The following is a 15,071-nucleotide window of genomic DNA, read 5'->3' as shown; positions in this document are numbered from 1 at the left end:
GCTCACAGGGCCCGCTTCCGCGGGCCGGGGACCTGGGCGTCGGATTCCCGGAGGTACAGGGGCGTGGAGTCGAGCAGCTTCCCGCCGGCTGCCAGCCGGGCCAAGGCGAACTGTCCAAGGTACAGGGCGTCGGGCTGTTCGTTGCTGAAACCAGGGTCCGCGCGGAGCACATCACTGTAGAGTCCGGCGCCGGCGCCGTAGGCCGGGAGGTCCGGCAGGTCGGCCGCGAAGCTGACGTGCGGGCCGTCCTCGAGCTGCGGCAACTGGCCGTCGGCGAGGCTGTACCGCGCCCAGTAGACCTCTTTGCGCCGGGCATCCGTGACCACCAGGAATTCGGCCGCGGCATCGGTGGACTCAGCCACTTCCAGTGCCACGGCGTCCAGGCTCATCAGCCCGTACAGCGGTTTGTCCCAGACGAAGGCGAGCGTCCGGGCGGTTGCGATCCCCGAGCGCAGACCGGTGAACGGGCCGGGGCCCACGCCTGTCACGATCGCGTCAATGTCCTGGCCGGTGACGCCCGCAGAGACCAGCAGGTCCTCGATGCCGGGCGCAAGCACTTCGGCGTGGCTGCGCGTGTCCTCGGTGGAGAAGCTGGCCACCACGCCTTCGAGGGCGTCGTCCGAGACCAGCGCAGCACTGGCCACGGCGGAGGTGTCGATGGCAAGAATAAGCATCACGGTGTCCCTTCGAAGGCGCCGCCGAGGACAGGTTTCATGCTCCAGCGGGGACCAAACCCGCGCAGCACGATAGTGCGGGGTTCGTCGAGGTCCTCGGTGTCAAAGTCGAGGATTTCGGTGTGGCCGGGCATTGGTTCCGCGGCCCCTATGGCGTCCAGCCCGATCGCCCGGTGCAGGTCCACTTCCAGCCGGCTCTCGCTCAGGTGCTCCACCCGGCCGCGCCCCCACTCCACGACGGTCACGGACGAGTCCAGCGTGTTTTCCAGGTCAATATCGTCAATTTCCGACGCCGACCCCAGCCGGTACGCGTCCACGTGCACGAGGTCCGGGCCACCGGGCCGCGGGCCGTCGGGCAGGTTGGGATGGATGCGGACCAGGACAAACGTGGGAGAAATAATTCCTGCGCGCACGCCCAGGCCTTCGCCGAGCCCCTGCGTGAAGGTGGTCTTCCCGGCACCCAGCTCGCCGGTCAGCACCAACAGATCCCCGGCCTGCAGCTCCGCCCCTAAAGCGGCACCGAGCGCGTGCGTCTCATCCGCCGTCGTGACTCTCAGCGTCTGTTCCCAGGTGGGCCGCTCCGCCACCCCCGGCACGCTCACGGTGTCGCCTGCCCGGCGTCGTGAGCGTCGCCGTCAGTGCGGCTGTCGGAAGGCTCGACGGCGGGACTGTCGTTAATGTACCGGCGGGGCACCCGCGGGCTGATCCGGGTCACGATCTCGTAGTTGTTCGTGCCGGCGGCGACCGCCCATTCATCCGCGGTGGGCCCGCCGTCGTCCCCGTTCCCGAACAGCACCGCCTCGGCGCCGAAGAGCTCCGCACCCGCGGGGCCGATGTTGCCGAGGTCGATGACCATCTGGTCCATGGCGATCCGGCCCACCACGGGGTAGGTCCGGCCGGCCACCCGGACGGGACCGCCGGTTGCAATGCGGGGCACACCGTCGGCGTAGCCCAGCGGGATCAGCGCCAGGGTGCTGGGGCCGCTGGTGCGGTAGCGCAGGCCGTAGGAGACGCCCTGCCCGTCGGGGACCTGCTTGCACTGGGACACCAGCGTCCGCAGCGTCATCGCGGGGCGGAGGCCCAGTTCGGCGGACGTCTGGCCTTCAAAGGGCGACAGGCCGTAGATGCCAAGGCCCACGCGGACCATGTCAAAGTGAGTATCGGGGCGGGACAGCGTGGCGGGGGTGTTGGCCAGGTGGCGGACTTCGGGGTCCACACCGGCGTCCTCGGCCACAGCCAGCACCTCGCGAAAGGCCGCCAATTGTTCATCGGTTTCCGGCCGTTGGGGTTCATCTGCCACGGACAGGTGGGAGAAGATGCCCACCACGCGCAGGAGGCCCTGGTCCTGGTACTCCATGGCTTCGCCCAGCAGCTGGTCCCAGGCATCGAGCGCTACGCCGTTCCGGCCCAGGCCCGTGTCCACTTTCAGGTGGATCCGGGCGGGACGTTCCTGGTCCCGCGCGGCGGCCACAATCCGGTCCAGTTCCCAGCCGGAGCAGCCGATGTCGACGCCGGCAGCCACCGCTGCGGCGAAGTTGCTTTCCGCCGTGTGCAGCCAGGCCAGCAGGGGGGCGTCGATGCCCGCGGCCCGCAGTGCCAGCGCCTCGGAGATGTGCGCTACGCCCAGCCAGGATGCGCCGGCTTCGAGGGCGGCCCGGGCCACCGGAACCGCGCCGTGTCCGTAGGCGTCGGCCTTCACCACGGCCATGACCTTCGCGGGTGAGGCCGCGTCCGCCAGCCGCCGCACGTTGTGGCGGATGGCGTCCAGGTCAATGACGGCGGACCGCTCGTACTGAGGATCAGGTCCTGAGGCCGCGCGGAAGTCACCGGTTGTTACGGGATAAGTCACCCTAGTGATTCTAGTGCGGGGGCTCGGGGCGGGATAATCGCGCCGCGTTCCGGGCGCACTGTTCCGGGCGCCACGGTGTCAGGCGTCGGACAGGTGCGCGATGGTGGCGGTGGCCCGGCGCTGCGCTGCCAGCGGGACGTCGCTGACAATGTCTTCCAGGAAACCGAAGCGGCGAAGCCACTGGCTGCTCTGGCGTTCCGGCCGGGAGTTGGCCCGCTTCCACCAGTCGGCGATGTCTCCCCAGCCAGGCGCCGCCAGCGATCCGCCCACCTCCTGCACGGCCAGGGAGGCGCAGAGGTTGGCAAAGCGGAGCCGGTTGCCCAGCGGCCAGCCGGCCAGGCTGCCCACGATGAAGGCCGCGTCGAAGCAATCGCCGGCCCCGGTGGGATCGTAGGCGGCCACCGGCAGCGACGGCACCCACTCTTCCTCTCCGGTTTCCGAGTCCACGGCCATGGCACCCTGCGCGCCGAGCGTCACCACGGCCACGGGCACGCGGTCCGCCAGCGCGTACAGCGCGGACCACGGATTGTCCTTCCCCGTGAACGCCATGGCCTCACGCTGGTTGGGCAGGAAAGCATGGAAATACTGCAGGTTCTCCAGCCGCACCGGAGCCCACTCCCCGCTGGGATCCCAGCCCACGTCCCCGAACAGCTTGACCCCCGCCTGGTGCGCGGCCACCGCCCACGGCTCGATCTCAGCGTCCAATGCGGCAATGCCGGCGAGCGCCTGCGGCGGCGAACCGATCAGTTCCGACGACGTCACGGGGGCCGGGTGGCCATGCGTCACCAGCGAACGGTCGTTCTGGACGCTGAGTGAGACGGTAACCGGGGAATGCCACCCAGGGATGCGGCGCGACAGGCTCAGGTCCACGTGTTCCTGCCCGGCCAGGATTTTCCAGTTGTAGTCGCCGTAGCCGTCGTCGCCGAAGGCGGCTGCGAGTCCCGTGCGCAGTCCCAGCCTCGCCGCCGCAATGGCCTGGTTCGCGACGCCGCCGGGGCAGCTGCCCATGCCTTCGCTCCAGATTTCCGTGCCCGGCTCGGGCGCGTGCGGCAATCCGGTGAAGATGATGTCTTGGAAAACCGTGCCTGCCAGCAGCAGGTCGAACCCGCCGTCGGACGGTGCGCGGACGGTTGAGAGCGGATCGAAGCGGCGGTCCGGGATGGCGTCCATGTCCGGCAGACTACGCCCTGCCGCGGCCGCACGGTAGGGGCGCGCCCGGCGGCCCCCTAGACTGCTGACTATGCGGCTTATGATTGCCGGCGGCGGCGGATTCCGCGTGCCGGTTGTGTACCGGGCTCTGGCGTCCCGCGCGTTTGCGGGGCTGGTCAGCGAACTGGTGCTGTTCGACGTCGACCCCGCCCGCCTCAGCGCCATCAGCGCGGTACTGCGCGCCATGCCCGAATCCGACGGCGGTGCTTCCGCCGGCGCCAACGCTCGTGCCCAGCCACCCACCGTGCGCACCACCACCTCCCTGCCGGAGGCCCTGGCGGGTACAGACCTGGTGTTCGCGGCGATCCGCCCGGGCGGCACGGCCGGCCGGATCAACGACGAACGCGTGGCCCAGGACCTTGGCCTGCTCGGCCAGGAAACCACCGGCGCGGGCGGCATCTCCTACGCCCTGCGAACCATCCCCGAGATGCTGCACCTTGCCCGGCAGATGCAGGAACACTGCCCGGACGCCTGGCTGATCAACTTCACCAACCCGGCCGGCATGGTCACCGAAGCCCTGCTGCCGGTCCTTGGCCGGAGGGTCATCGGGATCTGCGATTCCGCGGGCGGGCTGGTGCAGCGGGCGGCCCGCGCCGCCGGCCTGGCGCTGCCGGACGGAAGGCTCGACGGCGTGGGCTACTACGGGCTGAACCACCTGGGCTGGCTCTACCGGCTGGAGTCCGGCGGCCAGGATCTGCTGCCCGCACTGCTGTCGGACCCCGGCGCCCTCGGTACCTTCGAGGAAGGCCGGCTCTTCCCGCAGCCGTTCCTCAAGGAACTCGGCGCCCTGCCCAACGAATACCTCTATTACTACTACCAGCGGGACGGCGCCGCCGCGGCCATGCGCGCCATGGCCCAGACCCGCGGCGAGTCCATCCACCACCAGCAGGCCGAGCTGTACCCGCGGCTCGCCTCAGCCGGAACGGACGCCTACGCGTTGTGGGACGCCGCCCGCCGCTCGCGGGAGGAAGGCTACCTCGCCGAGGCCCGGACCCACGGCGAGCAGCGCGACGAGGCCGACCTTGCCGGCGGGGGCTACGAACGCGTCGCCCTGGCCGTGATGCGCGCGCTGGCAGGGGCCGGGGACGCCCAGCTCATCCTCAACACGCCCAACACTCTTCCGTCCGATCCTGGCGGGGTGACCGCCCACGGCAGCACCTCCGCGGAACCGGCCATTCCGGGACTGCCGGCGGACGCCGTCGTCGAGGTCCCCTGCACGGTAACGCCCGACGGCGCGGTGCCGCTTCCGCAGTCAGCTCCGGGAGCGGAGCAACTCACCCTCCTCCGGCGCGTCAAGGACGTTGAGCGGCTCACCGTCCGGGCAGCGACGCACGGCGACCGGGCGGCCGCCGTCGACGCTTTTGGCCGGCATCCCCTGGTGGACTCCCCTGCCCTCGGTGCCAAGCTGCTGGCCGGCTACGAGCGCGAGTTCCCTTCGCTGCTGGGGCTTTGGCGCGGCTAGAGCTTCCGGTACATCACGTGCAGGCCCACATATCCCAGCGTCGGGTGCTTGAACGCCTCAGGAATGGTGGCGAGGATTTCGAAGCCCATCCCCTGCCAGACGGCCACCGCGCGGACATTGATTTCCACGACGGCGTTGAACTGCATGGCCCGGAAGCCCGCGTCCCGGGCCGCCTCCAGGGAGTAGGCGCACAAAGCCCGTGCCACGCCTTTGCCGCCGTGGCCGCTGTGGACCATGTAGCCGGCGTTGGCCACGTGGCTGCCCGCGCCGCCCTGGTTGGGATGCAGCTCGCCGGTGCCGATCACGCCGCCGTCGGCCGTCACGGCCACAAACGCCTGGCCGGGGGCATCCTTGAACCAGCGGGCCCGGGCGTCGTCCTCCGTGGTGTCCCGGTCCCAGGTGAACGTCTCGCCCGACCGGATGACTGGCTCCAGCACCTCCCACATGCCTGGCCAGTCGGCGTCCGTGGCGGGGCGGATCGAATATTCTGCGGAACTGGGCGGGGATGTGGCTGCATACACACGCGCCACGTTAGCAGCCAGCCACGTGCCGGGAGGCCGCCCGGGAGCGGCTGGAGTAGTGTTTTACCGAGTGGGCAACAGCGGGGCCCACGCCGCGCCAGCGGTGGGAAGGAGAAGCCATGACATTGATCCGCAGGGTCGCGTTACTCTCCCTCCACACCTCCCCGATGGAGCAGCCAGGCTCCGGCGACGCCGGCGGCATGAACGTCTACATCCGGGAACTGGCCTCCGCGCTCGCCGAGACCGGCGTAGAGGTGGAGATCTTCACGCGCTCCACGTCAGCCAAGCAGGCTGCCGTCGAACATCCGGATCCCGGTGTGTGCGTCCACAACGTGCTGGCCGGGCCGCCGCGGAAGATCCCCAAGGAAGAACTGCCGGGGCTGCTGCACCATATGGTGGCCGAGATCGAGCAGATCCGCCAGCGCCAGCCGCACGGCCGCTACGACGTCATCCATTCGCACTATTGGGTGTCCGGGATCGCCGGCCTGGAGCTCTCGGAGCTCTGGGGTGTGCCGCTGGTCCACACCATGCACACCATGGCAAAAGTCAAAAACCTCCTGCTGGAGTCAGGCGAACAGCCAGAGCCGCGGCGGCGCGAAGAGGGCGAGCACCGGATCGTCGACGGCGCCGCCCGCCTGATCGCCAACACCACCGCCGAAGCCGAAGAGCTGGTGTCCCACTACGATGCCGATTACGACCGGATCGACGTCGCACCGCCGGGCGTGGACCTCAGCACCTTCACTCCCGCCTTCCGCGCGCGTTCCCGGGCCGAACGGGGAGTTCCGCCGGAGACATTCCACCTGGTCTTCGCCGGCCGCATCCAGCGGCTGAAGGGCCCACAGGTACTGCTCAAGGCCGCCGCATTGCTGCGGGCCCGGCGGCCCGAGATCGCCATGCGGCTCACCATTTTGGGTGCCCTCAGCGGGAACAAGGATTTCAACCTCCGGCACCTGATCGCTGAGTCCGGAATGGACGACGTCGTCACGCACCTTCCCCCGGTCAGCGCGTCTGACCTGGCCTCCTGGTTCCGGGCGGCCGACGTTGTTGTGATGCCTTCCTACAGCGAATCGTTCGGGCTGGTGGCCATCGAAGCGCAGGCCTGCGGAACCCCCGTGGTGGGCACCCGGGTGGGCGGGCTGTCCCGCGCCATCTGCCACGGCCGGACCGGGCTGCTGGTGGACGGGCACCATGCCAAGGACTGGGCGGACGCGCTCGAGGCTATGTACGACGACCCGGACACCCGCGCCGACATGGGGCGGGCGGCGGCCATCCGGGCGGAGAACCTGGGGTGGAACCGCACTGCCGCCATCACGCTGGAAACGTACCACGCCGCCGTCGAACAGCAGCTGGCCAGCCGGCTGATCCCGGCGGTGCCGGCACCCTGACTCGGGCAGCCGCCGTCGGCCTTTAGTACCCCGCCTCCAACCAAAGGACAAGGATGTCTGAACGGAATACCCTCAGCGACCTCGAGATCGCACGGCAGGCCACCATGAGGCCCATCGAGGAGATTGCGGCTGCCGCGGGCATCAACGCCGCCGCCCTGGAACTCTACGGGCGGTACAAGGCGAAGGTTGATCCCTCCCTCCTGACGGCGCCGGAGCCTGCAGGGAAAGTGGTGCTGGTCTCGGCGATGTCGCCGACGCCCGCTGGGGAGGGAAAGTCGACCACCACGGTGGGGCTCGCCGATTCACTGGCCCGGGCCGGGCACAAGGTGATGATCGCGCTGCGTGAACCGTCGCTGGGCCCCATCCTGGGGATGAAGGGCGGGGCTACCGGCGGCGGCTACTCCCAGGTGCTGCCGATGGACGAGATCAACCTGCACTTCACCGGTGATTTCCATGCCGTGACGTCTGCGAACAATGCCCTGATGGCGCTCGTGGACAACCACATCTATCAGGGCAACGAGCTGAACATCGACCCCCGGCGGATGACGTTCAAACGGGTCCTGGACATGAATGACAGGTCGCTCCGCGAGGTGATCATTGGCCTGGGCGGGCCCACCCAAGGCGTCCCCCGGCAAGACGGCTTCGACATCACGGTGGCCTCGGAGATCATGGCGGTTTTCTGCCTGGCCACCAGCCTGGCTGACCTCCGCGAGCGCCTGGGCAGGATCACGTTCGGCTACACGTACTCGCGGGATCCGGTCACCGTGGCGGACCTCGGCGTCCAGGGTGCCCTGACCCTGCTCCTGAAGGAAGCCATCAAGCCCAACCTGGTGCAGACCATCGCCGGCACTCCCGCGCTGGTCCATGGCGGGCCGTTCGCCAACATCGCGCACGGCTGCAATTCGCTGATCGCCACCCAGACGGCCCGGCGGCTCGCGGACATCGTGGTCACCGAGGCCGGCTTCGGCGCCGACCTCGGCGCCGAAAAGTACATGGACATCAAGGCACGGATCGCGGACGTGGCGCCGTCGGCCGTGGTGGTCGTGGCCACCGTCCGTGCGCTCAAGATGCACGGCGGCGTGCCCAAGGACAGGCTGACGGAACCCGACCTCGAGGCGCTGCAGGCCGGCGTCGCGAATCTCCGGCGGCACCTACACAACGTGGAGAAGTTCGGGGTGGCGCCGGTCGTGGCCATCAACAGGTTTTCGTCCGACACCGAGGAGGAATTGGACTGGCTGCTGGAATGGTGCGCGGCGGAGGCGGTCCAGGCCGCCGTGGCGGACGTCTGGGGCCGGGGCGGCGGCGGAGACGGCGGAGACGAGCTGGCCGCGAAGGTTGCGTCCGCGGTTGCTGCGCCGAACAGCTTCCACCATCTGTATCCCTTGGACCTGCCTGTGGAGGAGAAGATCCGGACCATAGCGCAGGAGATCTACGGCGCCGACGGTGTGGACTTCTCCGTCCCCGCCCTGAAGCGCCTGGCCGAGATCGAAAAGAACGGCTGGTCCGGGCTTCCCGTCTGCATGGCCAAGACCCAGTACTCGTTTACGGATGATGCCTCCCGGCTGGGGGCTCCCAAAGGCTTCACCGTGCACGTCCGCGACCTTATCCCCAAGACCGGGGCGGGCTTCATCGTGGCCCTGACCGGCGCCGTCATGACGATGCCGGGCCTCCCGGCCGCCCCCGCCGCAATGCGCATGGACGTGGACGACGCCGGCAATCCGGTGGGCCTCTCCTGACACACGTTGCTCTATCACTTTGAGGTCCTATTCCGGGGGCAAAGCGACCAAGAGTGATAGAGCAACTGTCCCTGTGGATAACTTCTGCGCGCGAGATTGGCTTCGGGTAACAATGGCACATGCGCGCATCCTCGCCACTGCCGGATCATCTCACGTCCGTTCCGTTCACTGTCCATGAGGCGCGAGCTGCCAACCTGAGCAGCGGCAGACTTCGTTCCTCCGACCTCGCCTCAGCCGGACGGTTGCTGTATCTGCCCACGGGCTGGGACTTTGAGATCCGAGGACTTGCCAGGGCACTCTCAGCTGCCACACCGGGCGCCTGGATCTCTCATCTGACGGCCGCCGTCGTGCTCGGGCTCTGGCTTCCTAGCTGGTTCCGCGACTGCCGGGAACTCCATTTGAGCAAGCCCAGGAACCTGCCGCCTGTGCGGCGCGAGGGCGTAGTCGGCCACACTGTCCTGGCCTTTGATGGGGAGGTCATGGTGCTGGACGGGATGCGGATCTCCACCCCGGCCCGGACTTGGCTTGACCTTGCCAGCCTCATACCGCTGGAGGATCTGGTGGCTGTTGGTGACCAGCTGATCCGTCAGCCCCGGCCCGGCCTCGAAGCCCGGCTGGCGCCGTGGTCAACGCTTCCCGAGCTGCACGAAATGCTGAAGCGGCACCCGAAGCTCAAAGGTATCGTGAAGGCTAGGGAGGCCGCCGAGCTCATCCGTTCCGGAGCCGATTCCGCGCCTGAGACGTTCCTACGCCTCGCCTTGACTTCCGCAGGCCTGCCGGAGCCGGAACTGCAACTGCGGATTGTGGAGTCTGACCCCTACTCGCCGGCGGCAGACCTGGGCTACCGCGCCCAGCGGATCGCCATACAGTACGACGGCGGCCATCACCTGACCCGCGAGCAGCAGTCGCGCGACAATCGCCGCGACGAACTCTTCAATGCCGCCGGCTGGAGGTACTTCAAATTCAACGGAGACGATTTGGCTCACGACTTCCGCCGTGCCGTCAATCAGGTCCGGCTTGCGCTCCAGTCCTCTTAAATGCCTGTTGCCCTATCAGTTGTAGTCGCCAAACCATAGATTTGAGGACTACAACTGATAGAGCAACTAGGGGTGGAGCTTGGTTAGCGCTCGAGGTCGCCGCGGATGAAGGCCTCTACCTTTTCACGGGCGAGGTCGTCGTTGAACTGCTCCGGCGGGGACTTCATGAAGTAGCTCGAGGCCGAGAGCAGCGGGCCGCCGATGCCGCGGTCCAGGCCGATCTTGGCGGCGCGAATGGCGTCGATGATCACGCCGGCGGAGTTCGGTGAGTCCCAGACTTCGAGCTTGTATTCGAGCGACACGGGGGCATCACCGAAGTTGCGGCCCTCGAGGCGGACGAAGGCCCATTTGCGGTCGTCGAGCCACTGGACGTAGTCGGACGGGCCGATGTGGACGTTGCGCGGCGCAATGTCGGCTTCAACGTTGGAGGTCACGGCCTGGGTCTTGGAGATCTTCTTGGACTCGAGGCGGTCGCGCTCCAGCATGTTCTTGAAGTCCATGTTGCCGCCGACGTTCAGCTGGTAGGTGCGGTCCAGCGTGACGCCGCGGTCTTCGAAGAGCTTGGCCATAACGCGGTGCGTGATGGTGGCACCGATCTGGCTCTTGATGTCGTCGCCCACGATCGGCACGCCGGCGGCGGTGAACTTGTCGGCCCATTCCTTGGTGCCGGCGATGAATACGGGGAGGGCGTTGACGAACGCCACGCCGGCGTCGATGGCAGCCTGCGCGTAGAAGTGCGCTGCATCCTCGGAACCAACCGGGAGGTAGCAGACCATAACGTCGGCCTTGGATTCGCGGAGCGCGGCGACGATGTCAACGGGCTCTTCGGGTGACTGTTCGATGGTCTCGAGGTAGTACTTGCCGAGGCCGTCCAGGGTGTGGCCGCGCTGGACGGTCACGCCGGTGGGGGGCACGTCGGCGATCTTGATGGTGTTGTTCTCGCTGGCCAGGATGGCGTCGGCGAGGTCCACGCCCACCTTCTTGCCGTCAACATCAAAAGCGGCAACAAACTGGACGTCGTTGACGTGGTACTTGCCGAACTCCACGTGCATCAGACCCGGGATCGTGGCCTGGGGATCGGCGTCACGGTAATACTGCACGCCCTGGACGAGCGAGGCGGCGCAGTTACCCACACCAACGATGGCAACACGAATCGGATTTGCAGACACGGAACTCCTTTGAAGACAACTTCAGCCGCCAGGACGGTCAGTACCGGAAAAGTACGACGGCGGCACGCTGGCAGTGCGCCATTCGGCGCCTTTTCATCTTACCCAACCAAGCGGGGGCCGGGATTGTTCCCGGCCCCCGTCAGTTGAAGCGTTACGTTGTTACTTCTGCTTCCACAGGTTGATGTCCGACTCGACGGCGAACTCGTCGATGGCATTGACCTCGTCTGCGGTGAAGTCCAGGTTGTTAATGGCGGACAGGGTGTCTTCCAGCTGCCGGACGCTGGAAGCGCCAACGAGTGCGGATGTCACGGCGGAGCCCTTGCCCTGCTCGCGGAGGATCCAGGCGATCGCCATTTGCGCGAGGGTCTGGCCCCGGCCCTCGGCGATCCGGTTGAGCCCGCGGACGCGGTCCAGGTTCTCGTCCGTGATCATGGCTTCGTCGAGTGACTTGTGCTGCGCTGCCCGGGAATCCGCGGGCACGCCGTTGAGGTAGCGGCCTGTGAGCATTCCCTGGGCCAGCGGCGAGAAGGCGATGCAGCCGGCGCCCACCTGCTCCAGGGCCTCGTACAGGTTGGGGCTGCCGTTCTCGGTCCAGCGGTTCAGCATGGAGTAGCTCGGCTGGTGGATCAGCAGCGGCGTACCGAGTTCCTTCAGGATCCGCGCGGCCTCGAGGGTCTGCTCCGGGGTGTAGGACGAGATGCCCGCGTACAGCGCCTTGCCCGAGCGGACGGCCTGGTCCAGCGCGCCCATGGTCTCTTCCATCGGCGTTTCCGGATCCGGACGGTGGCTGTAGAAGATATCCACGTAATCCAGGCCCATGCGCTCCAGGGACTGGTCCAGGCTGGCCAGCAGGTACTTGCGGGAGCCAAAGTTGCCGTACGGGCCCGGCCACATGTCGTAGCCGGCCTTGCTGGAGATGATGAGTTCGTCGCGGTACGGCTTGAAGTCGTCCTTGAAGTGGCGGCCGAAGTTCGTTTCGGCGGCGCCGTAGGGCGGACCGTAGTTGTTTGCGAGGTCGAAGTGGGTGACGCCCAGATCGAAGGCGCGGCGCAGGATGGCGCGCTGCACTTCGAAGGGCTTGTCGTCGCCGAAGTTGTGCCACAGTCCCAGGGAAATGGCCGGCAGTTTCAGTCCGCTGCGTCCGACGCGGCGGTAGGGCATGGATTCATAGCGGTCTTCCGCGGCTGAATAAGTCATACATACCATCCTGCCATCTGTGACGCGCGCTACAGACCGCAAGGCCCCGGGTTACGTGTTCGGAGCCGGCGGTGCCGGCAGATCAGGTGGAAATCAACGCGTTCCTGGCCGTGGTGTACGCAGCCGTCGACAGGTAATTCCCGTGAGTCGCAACTTCCTCCATGTAACCGCCGGGCTCAAACTCCTCGGCGATGCAGTCCCGCTGCCCCGGGCCGGTGCAGAAGGAATCGATGGGAAAACCCAGATAGTCGGTGCGGCGCCAGATATTGATCCAGTGATTTCGTGGCGGGCCGGGTTCTGCATTACCCCAATCCCCGTTGAGCAGGGACGCCAATGTGTATTTTCCATGCTCAGTCACGTGCATTTGGTTGGCCAGGACGAAATCCCGTGAAACCTGCGTGATCCACGGATCTGCCCAACGTAAGGCGGGACCTGCCGACGGCGCTGTGCTGACAACGGCTGGTCCCAGCAATTCGGGAAAGAACCGCCCGAAGTAGGACCGGAGCTGGACCCCGTACGTGAGCAGGCGGATCCTCGTGAAGTCCGTTTCCGGCGACGTCGCCTTCAGATGAAACAAAGCAGCGATGGCCAGGACGGCACCCAGGCTATGTGCCGAAACCACAATCTGGGCGTTTTTCCGGTTTGCCGGCTGTAACCATGCGGCCATCCTGTCGCTGAGTTCCGGTACCACCCGTTCGCCATAGCAAGGGGGTGCAAAGGGATGCGCTGCCCGGGGAAGGAAACAGATGATGTCCCAAATGAGCGATAGCGGCCGGTCCTTGGAGGACGCGGCGTTTCCGATGGCGAGACCCAGCACCAAGACAGCACCTGCCACGACTCCCCAGCCGGCGAGATTCAGGTTCACGAATACGGCAACGTCATTAAGCCACGCCTGCATTGCGGAATCGTTGGGCGTGCGGCCTCGCGCCGCGCTGGCGGCCAGGCTGACTGTCACTGCCAACCACACCAGGAGGACCACAATCCAGACGGCAGGCTCACCGCGCTGCGCCAAGGAGGACCAGCGCTGCCTGTCTGCCACCCTTTGTAGGCGCGGCTCAAGCGATTCCGGCATCTTGCGGGGCCTGAACTCCCCCGGCTCGCCGGGAGGCATCCCGACGCCGGAATCATAGGCGCTCGGGTACGCAATGATGCGGCGCTTGAACAGATGCACCACGGCCCAAAAGGCGACCACCGCCACAGCAACCACGATGGCCACCAGCAGGACACCCGCAAACATCCGGTACGCCGTGGGCACAGTGATTTCTCCCAGCGCGGTGCTCTCGGTGACAGATCGCCATACCGGATTTGGCGCGAGGACCTGACCCACAGTTCGCGGACTCCGCAGAAATTCGGCGACGCCCACCACAAGGCTCCCGCTAAGGAACGAGGCAAACATGACCGCCAGGAGCATGAATACCCCGGGCCCAAAACCGAACCAACCTTCGTGCTCGAAAACGGCAATGCTGCGCCGGCGCATTCTGAGGAGGTCCACGGCCAGCACCAGCCCCGCCACAACTGGAACTAGAAGAATGAGGTCGTTTCCGGGGATGAGCGACCAGGCCAGCAAGGCTGCGGTGGAAATCGAGATCAGTACGAACGCCCTGCTCGCCCGCACCCCTGAGCGCGTCACAGCAGCCGACAAACTCAGGATGGTCAGCAGCGCGAGGAGTACTAGAGGCGCCACGCGGGTGCCGGCGAAGGCTCGGGTGACGGTGTCGTCCGGCGTTGCGAAGCAGGCGATGCCGAGTGTTGCAGCCAGATGCAGCACCACAGCCACCATTACTAAGCCCGCGGCTTGCTTGCGCTTGAGCGCCGTTTCGACCGGTGCACGGACTTCCGATGACCACGCCACGACCAAAACGACCACCATGAGCAGCAAAAGACCGCCTGCCACGAGGAGCGCCATTTCCAGCGCACGTTCACCAGTGCGGCTCAGGGTTTCAGAAATACAGCCGGGGTTGAACCACTGGCCTGCACCGGTGCATTCGGGTGACCGCACAGCGGCGACGGAGTCTGCGTTTATCAGTAGCGCTACGAACGAAAAGCACGCCGCGATGTGAACCACTCCTGTGGACGAGGAAACGAACCTTCGATCCCAGAATCCGGAAGCGGCAAGAATGGGCGGCTTGACGGCGCCAGCTACAGTTTCCTCCGAGCCGCGAGCTTCGGCACGCAGCGTAGGCCGTCGGTATTTGGCGTTGGACAAAAGGGAAATTGCGAACAGGAGACCCATACCCAGCAACGGCGCTGACGCCATAACTGTAAGTCGCTGCCCTCGAGTCATGTTCCGAAGCATGTCAGCAGGACCAGGAAGTTGGTTGCAGACCGACATGCCCGGCACATCCTCGAAGCGGCGGAAGCATTGCACCGCCAGCAGGTCGAAGGCCACCGTGCACAGCGCCGCGGTGTAGAACACACTCAGAAGCAAGGCAAACAGTCGCACCGTTCCCGCTCCGTTGCCTGCCGCGAGTTGGCTGCCTCCCTTTGGCCCGTCCTTTTGTAGTCGGCGCGCCCAGTAGGCCGCATTAGCCAGACCGAAGGGCAGCAGCAAAAACCAGGCCAGATTGCTTGCAACAGCTCCGATCTTGCCAAAAGTACTGGCGACCGGCGCCGTCCGTGCCAGCTTTCCCCAGCTGTAGGCTTCCACATAGGTTGGCCCCTCAGAGGGAGACTTTGTCGTAAAGAAACCGCCGAGTTCGTCGCCCTGAACCCTGGTAGCGTCGGCGACTTCGCAACGGAGGAGCTCGTGGGGCGGGGTGTTGCGGATGCCATGGATCCGCAATTCAAGCATGGGCGGAACCTTCGACGCGCTATCCGCTGGGTCACCCATGA

12 protein-coding genes are annotated in these 15,071 nt (G+C 66.7%); 4 read left to right on the top strand and 8 right to left on the bottom strand.

Translation table 11 applies throughout. The features are described from left to right. Nucleotides 1-2: 2 nt before the first annotated feature. The 4 genes from tsaB to MUN23_RS15855 form a co-directional block, all read right to left on the bottom strand. Nucleotides 3-674, bottom strand: coding sequence for a tRNA (adenosine(37)-N6)-threonylcarbamoyltransferase complex dimerization subunit type 1 TsaB (gene tsaB / locus MUN23_RS15870; RefSeq protein WP_248759654.1), 672 nt, complete (start codon nt 672-674; stop codon nt 3-5). Further along, nucleotides 674-1,276 (bottom strand): tRNA (adenosine(37)-N6)-threonylcarbamoyltransferase complex ATPase subunit type 1 TsaE, encoded by a 603-nt coding sequence (gene tsaE, locus MUN23_RS15865; RefSeq protein WP_248759652.1) that lies wholly within the window; start codon nt 1,274-1,276, stop codon nt 674-676. The genes tsaB and tsaE overlap by 1 nt, the downstream gene beginning before the upstream one ends. Beyond that, nucleotides 1,273-2,523 carry an alanine racemase gene (gene alr / locus MUN23_RS15860; protein ID WP_248759650.1) on the bottom strand — a complete coding sequence of 417 codons (1,251 nt, stop codon included), beginning with the start codon at nt 2,521-2,523 and terminating at the stop codon, nt 1,273-1,275. The genes tsaE and alr overlap by 4 nt, the downstream gene beginning before the upstream one ends. Nucleotides 2,524-2,601: 78 nt before the next feature. Then, nucleotides 2,602-3,693 (bottom strand): carbohydrate kinase family protein, encoded by a 1,092-nt coding sequence (locus MUN23_RS15855; RefSeq protein ID WP_248759648.1) that lies wholly within the window; start codon nt 3,691-3,693, stop codon nt 2,602-2,604. Nucleotides 3,694-3,763: 70 nt separating this feature from the next. Here MUN23_RS15855 and MUN23_RS15850 point away from each other — a divergent pair, with 70 nt between their 5' ends. Beyond that, a complete protein-coding gene (locus tag MUN23_RS15850; RefSeq protein WP_248759646.1) occupies nt 3,764-5,194 on the top strand; it encodes a 6-phospho-beta-glucosidase in 1,431 nt (476 codons plus the stop codon). Here the strand turns inward: MUN23_RS15850 and MUN23_RS15845 are convergent. Next, on the bottom strand, nt 5,191-5,640 hold the full coding sequence (locus tag MUN23_RS15845; protein ID WP_248764106.1) for a GNAT family N-acetyltransferase: 450 nt from the start codon (nt 5,638-5,640) through the stop codon (nt 5,191-5,193). The two genes, MUN23_RS15850 and MUN23_RS15845, sit on opposite strands and share 4 nt — an antisense overlap. Nucleotides 5,641-5,834: 194 nt before the next feature. On the opposite strand from MUN23_RS15845, the gene mshA reads away from it, so the two are divergent. The 3 genes from mshA to MUN23_RS15830 all read left to right on the top strand — a co-directional run bounded on the left by mshA (nt 5,835) and on the right by MUN23_RS15830 (nt 9,873). Then, a complete protein-coding gene (gene mshA, locus MUN23_RS15840) occupies nt 5,835-7,100 on the top strand; it encodes a D-inositol-3-phosphate glycosyltransferase (RefSeq protein ID WP_248759644.1) in 1,266 nt (421 codons plus the stop codon). A 53-nt stretch (nt 7,101-7,153) separates the two neighbouring features. Beyond that, the gene (locus tag MUN23_RS15835; RefSeq protein ID WP_248759642.1) at nt 7,154-8,836 is read left to right on the top strand and encodes a formate--tetrahydrofolate ligase; all 1,683 of its coding nucleotides are present in this window, start codon (nt 7,154-7,156) and stop codon (nt 8,834-8,836) included. Nucleotides 8,837-8,955: 119 nt separating this feature from the next. Next, nucleotides 8,956-9,873 carry a DUF559 domain-containing protein gene (locus MUN23_RS15830; RefSeq protein WP_248759640.1) on the top strand — a complete coding sequence of 306 codons (918 nt, stop codon included), beginning with the start codon at nt 8,956-8,958 and terminating at the stop codon, nt 9,871-9,873. 83 nt (nt 9,874-9,956) lie between these two features. Here the strand turns inward: MUN23_RS15830 and MUN23_RS15825 are convergent, their stop codons facing one another. The 3 genes from MUN23_RS15825 to MUN23_RS15815 all read right to left on the bottom strand — a co-directional run bounded on the left by MUN23_RS15825 (nt 9,957) and on the right by MUN23_RS15815 (nt 15,030). Continuing rightward, nucleotides 9,957-11,042 carry an inositol-3-phosphate synthase gene (locus MUN23_RS15825; RefSeq protein ID WP_248759638.1) on the bottom strand — a complete coding sequence of 362 codons (1,086 nt, stop codon included), beginning with the start codon at nt 11,040-11,042 and terminating at the stop codon, nt 9,957-9,959. A 159-nt stretch (nt 11,043-11,201) separates the two neighbouring features. Next, nucleotides 11,202-12,239 carry an L-glyceraldehyde 3-phosphate reductase gene (gene mgrA / locus MUN23_RS15820; RefSeq protein ID WP_248759636.1) on the bottom strand — a complete coding sequence of 346 codons (1,038 nt, stop codon included), beginning with the start codon at nt 12,237-12,239 and terminating at the stop codon, nt 11,202-11,204. 82 nt (nt 12,240-12,321) lie between these two features. Beyond that, nucleotides 12,322-15,030 (bottom strand): lipase family protein, encoded by a 2,709-nt coding sequence (locus MUN23_RS15815; RefSeq protein WP_248759634.1) that lies wholly within the window; start codon nt 15,028-15,030, stop codon nt 12,322-12,324. Nucleotides 15,031-15,071 lie beyond the last annotated feature (41 nt).

Origin of the sequence: Pseudarthrobacter sp. SSS035, from assembly GCF_023273875.1 — a bacterium.
In the GTDB taxonomy this organism is placed as follows: Bacteria; Actinomycetota; Actinomycetes; order Actinomycetales; family Micrococcaceae; genus Arthrobacter.
This window is presented reverse-complemented; position numbering and strand designations above follow the sequence as displayed.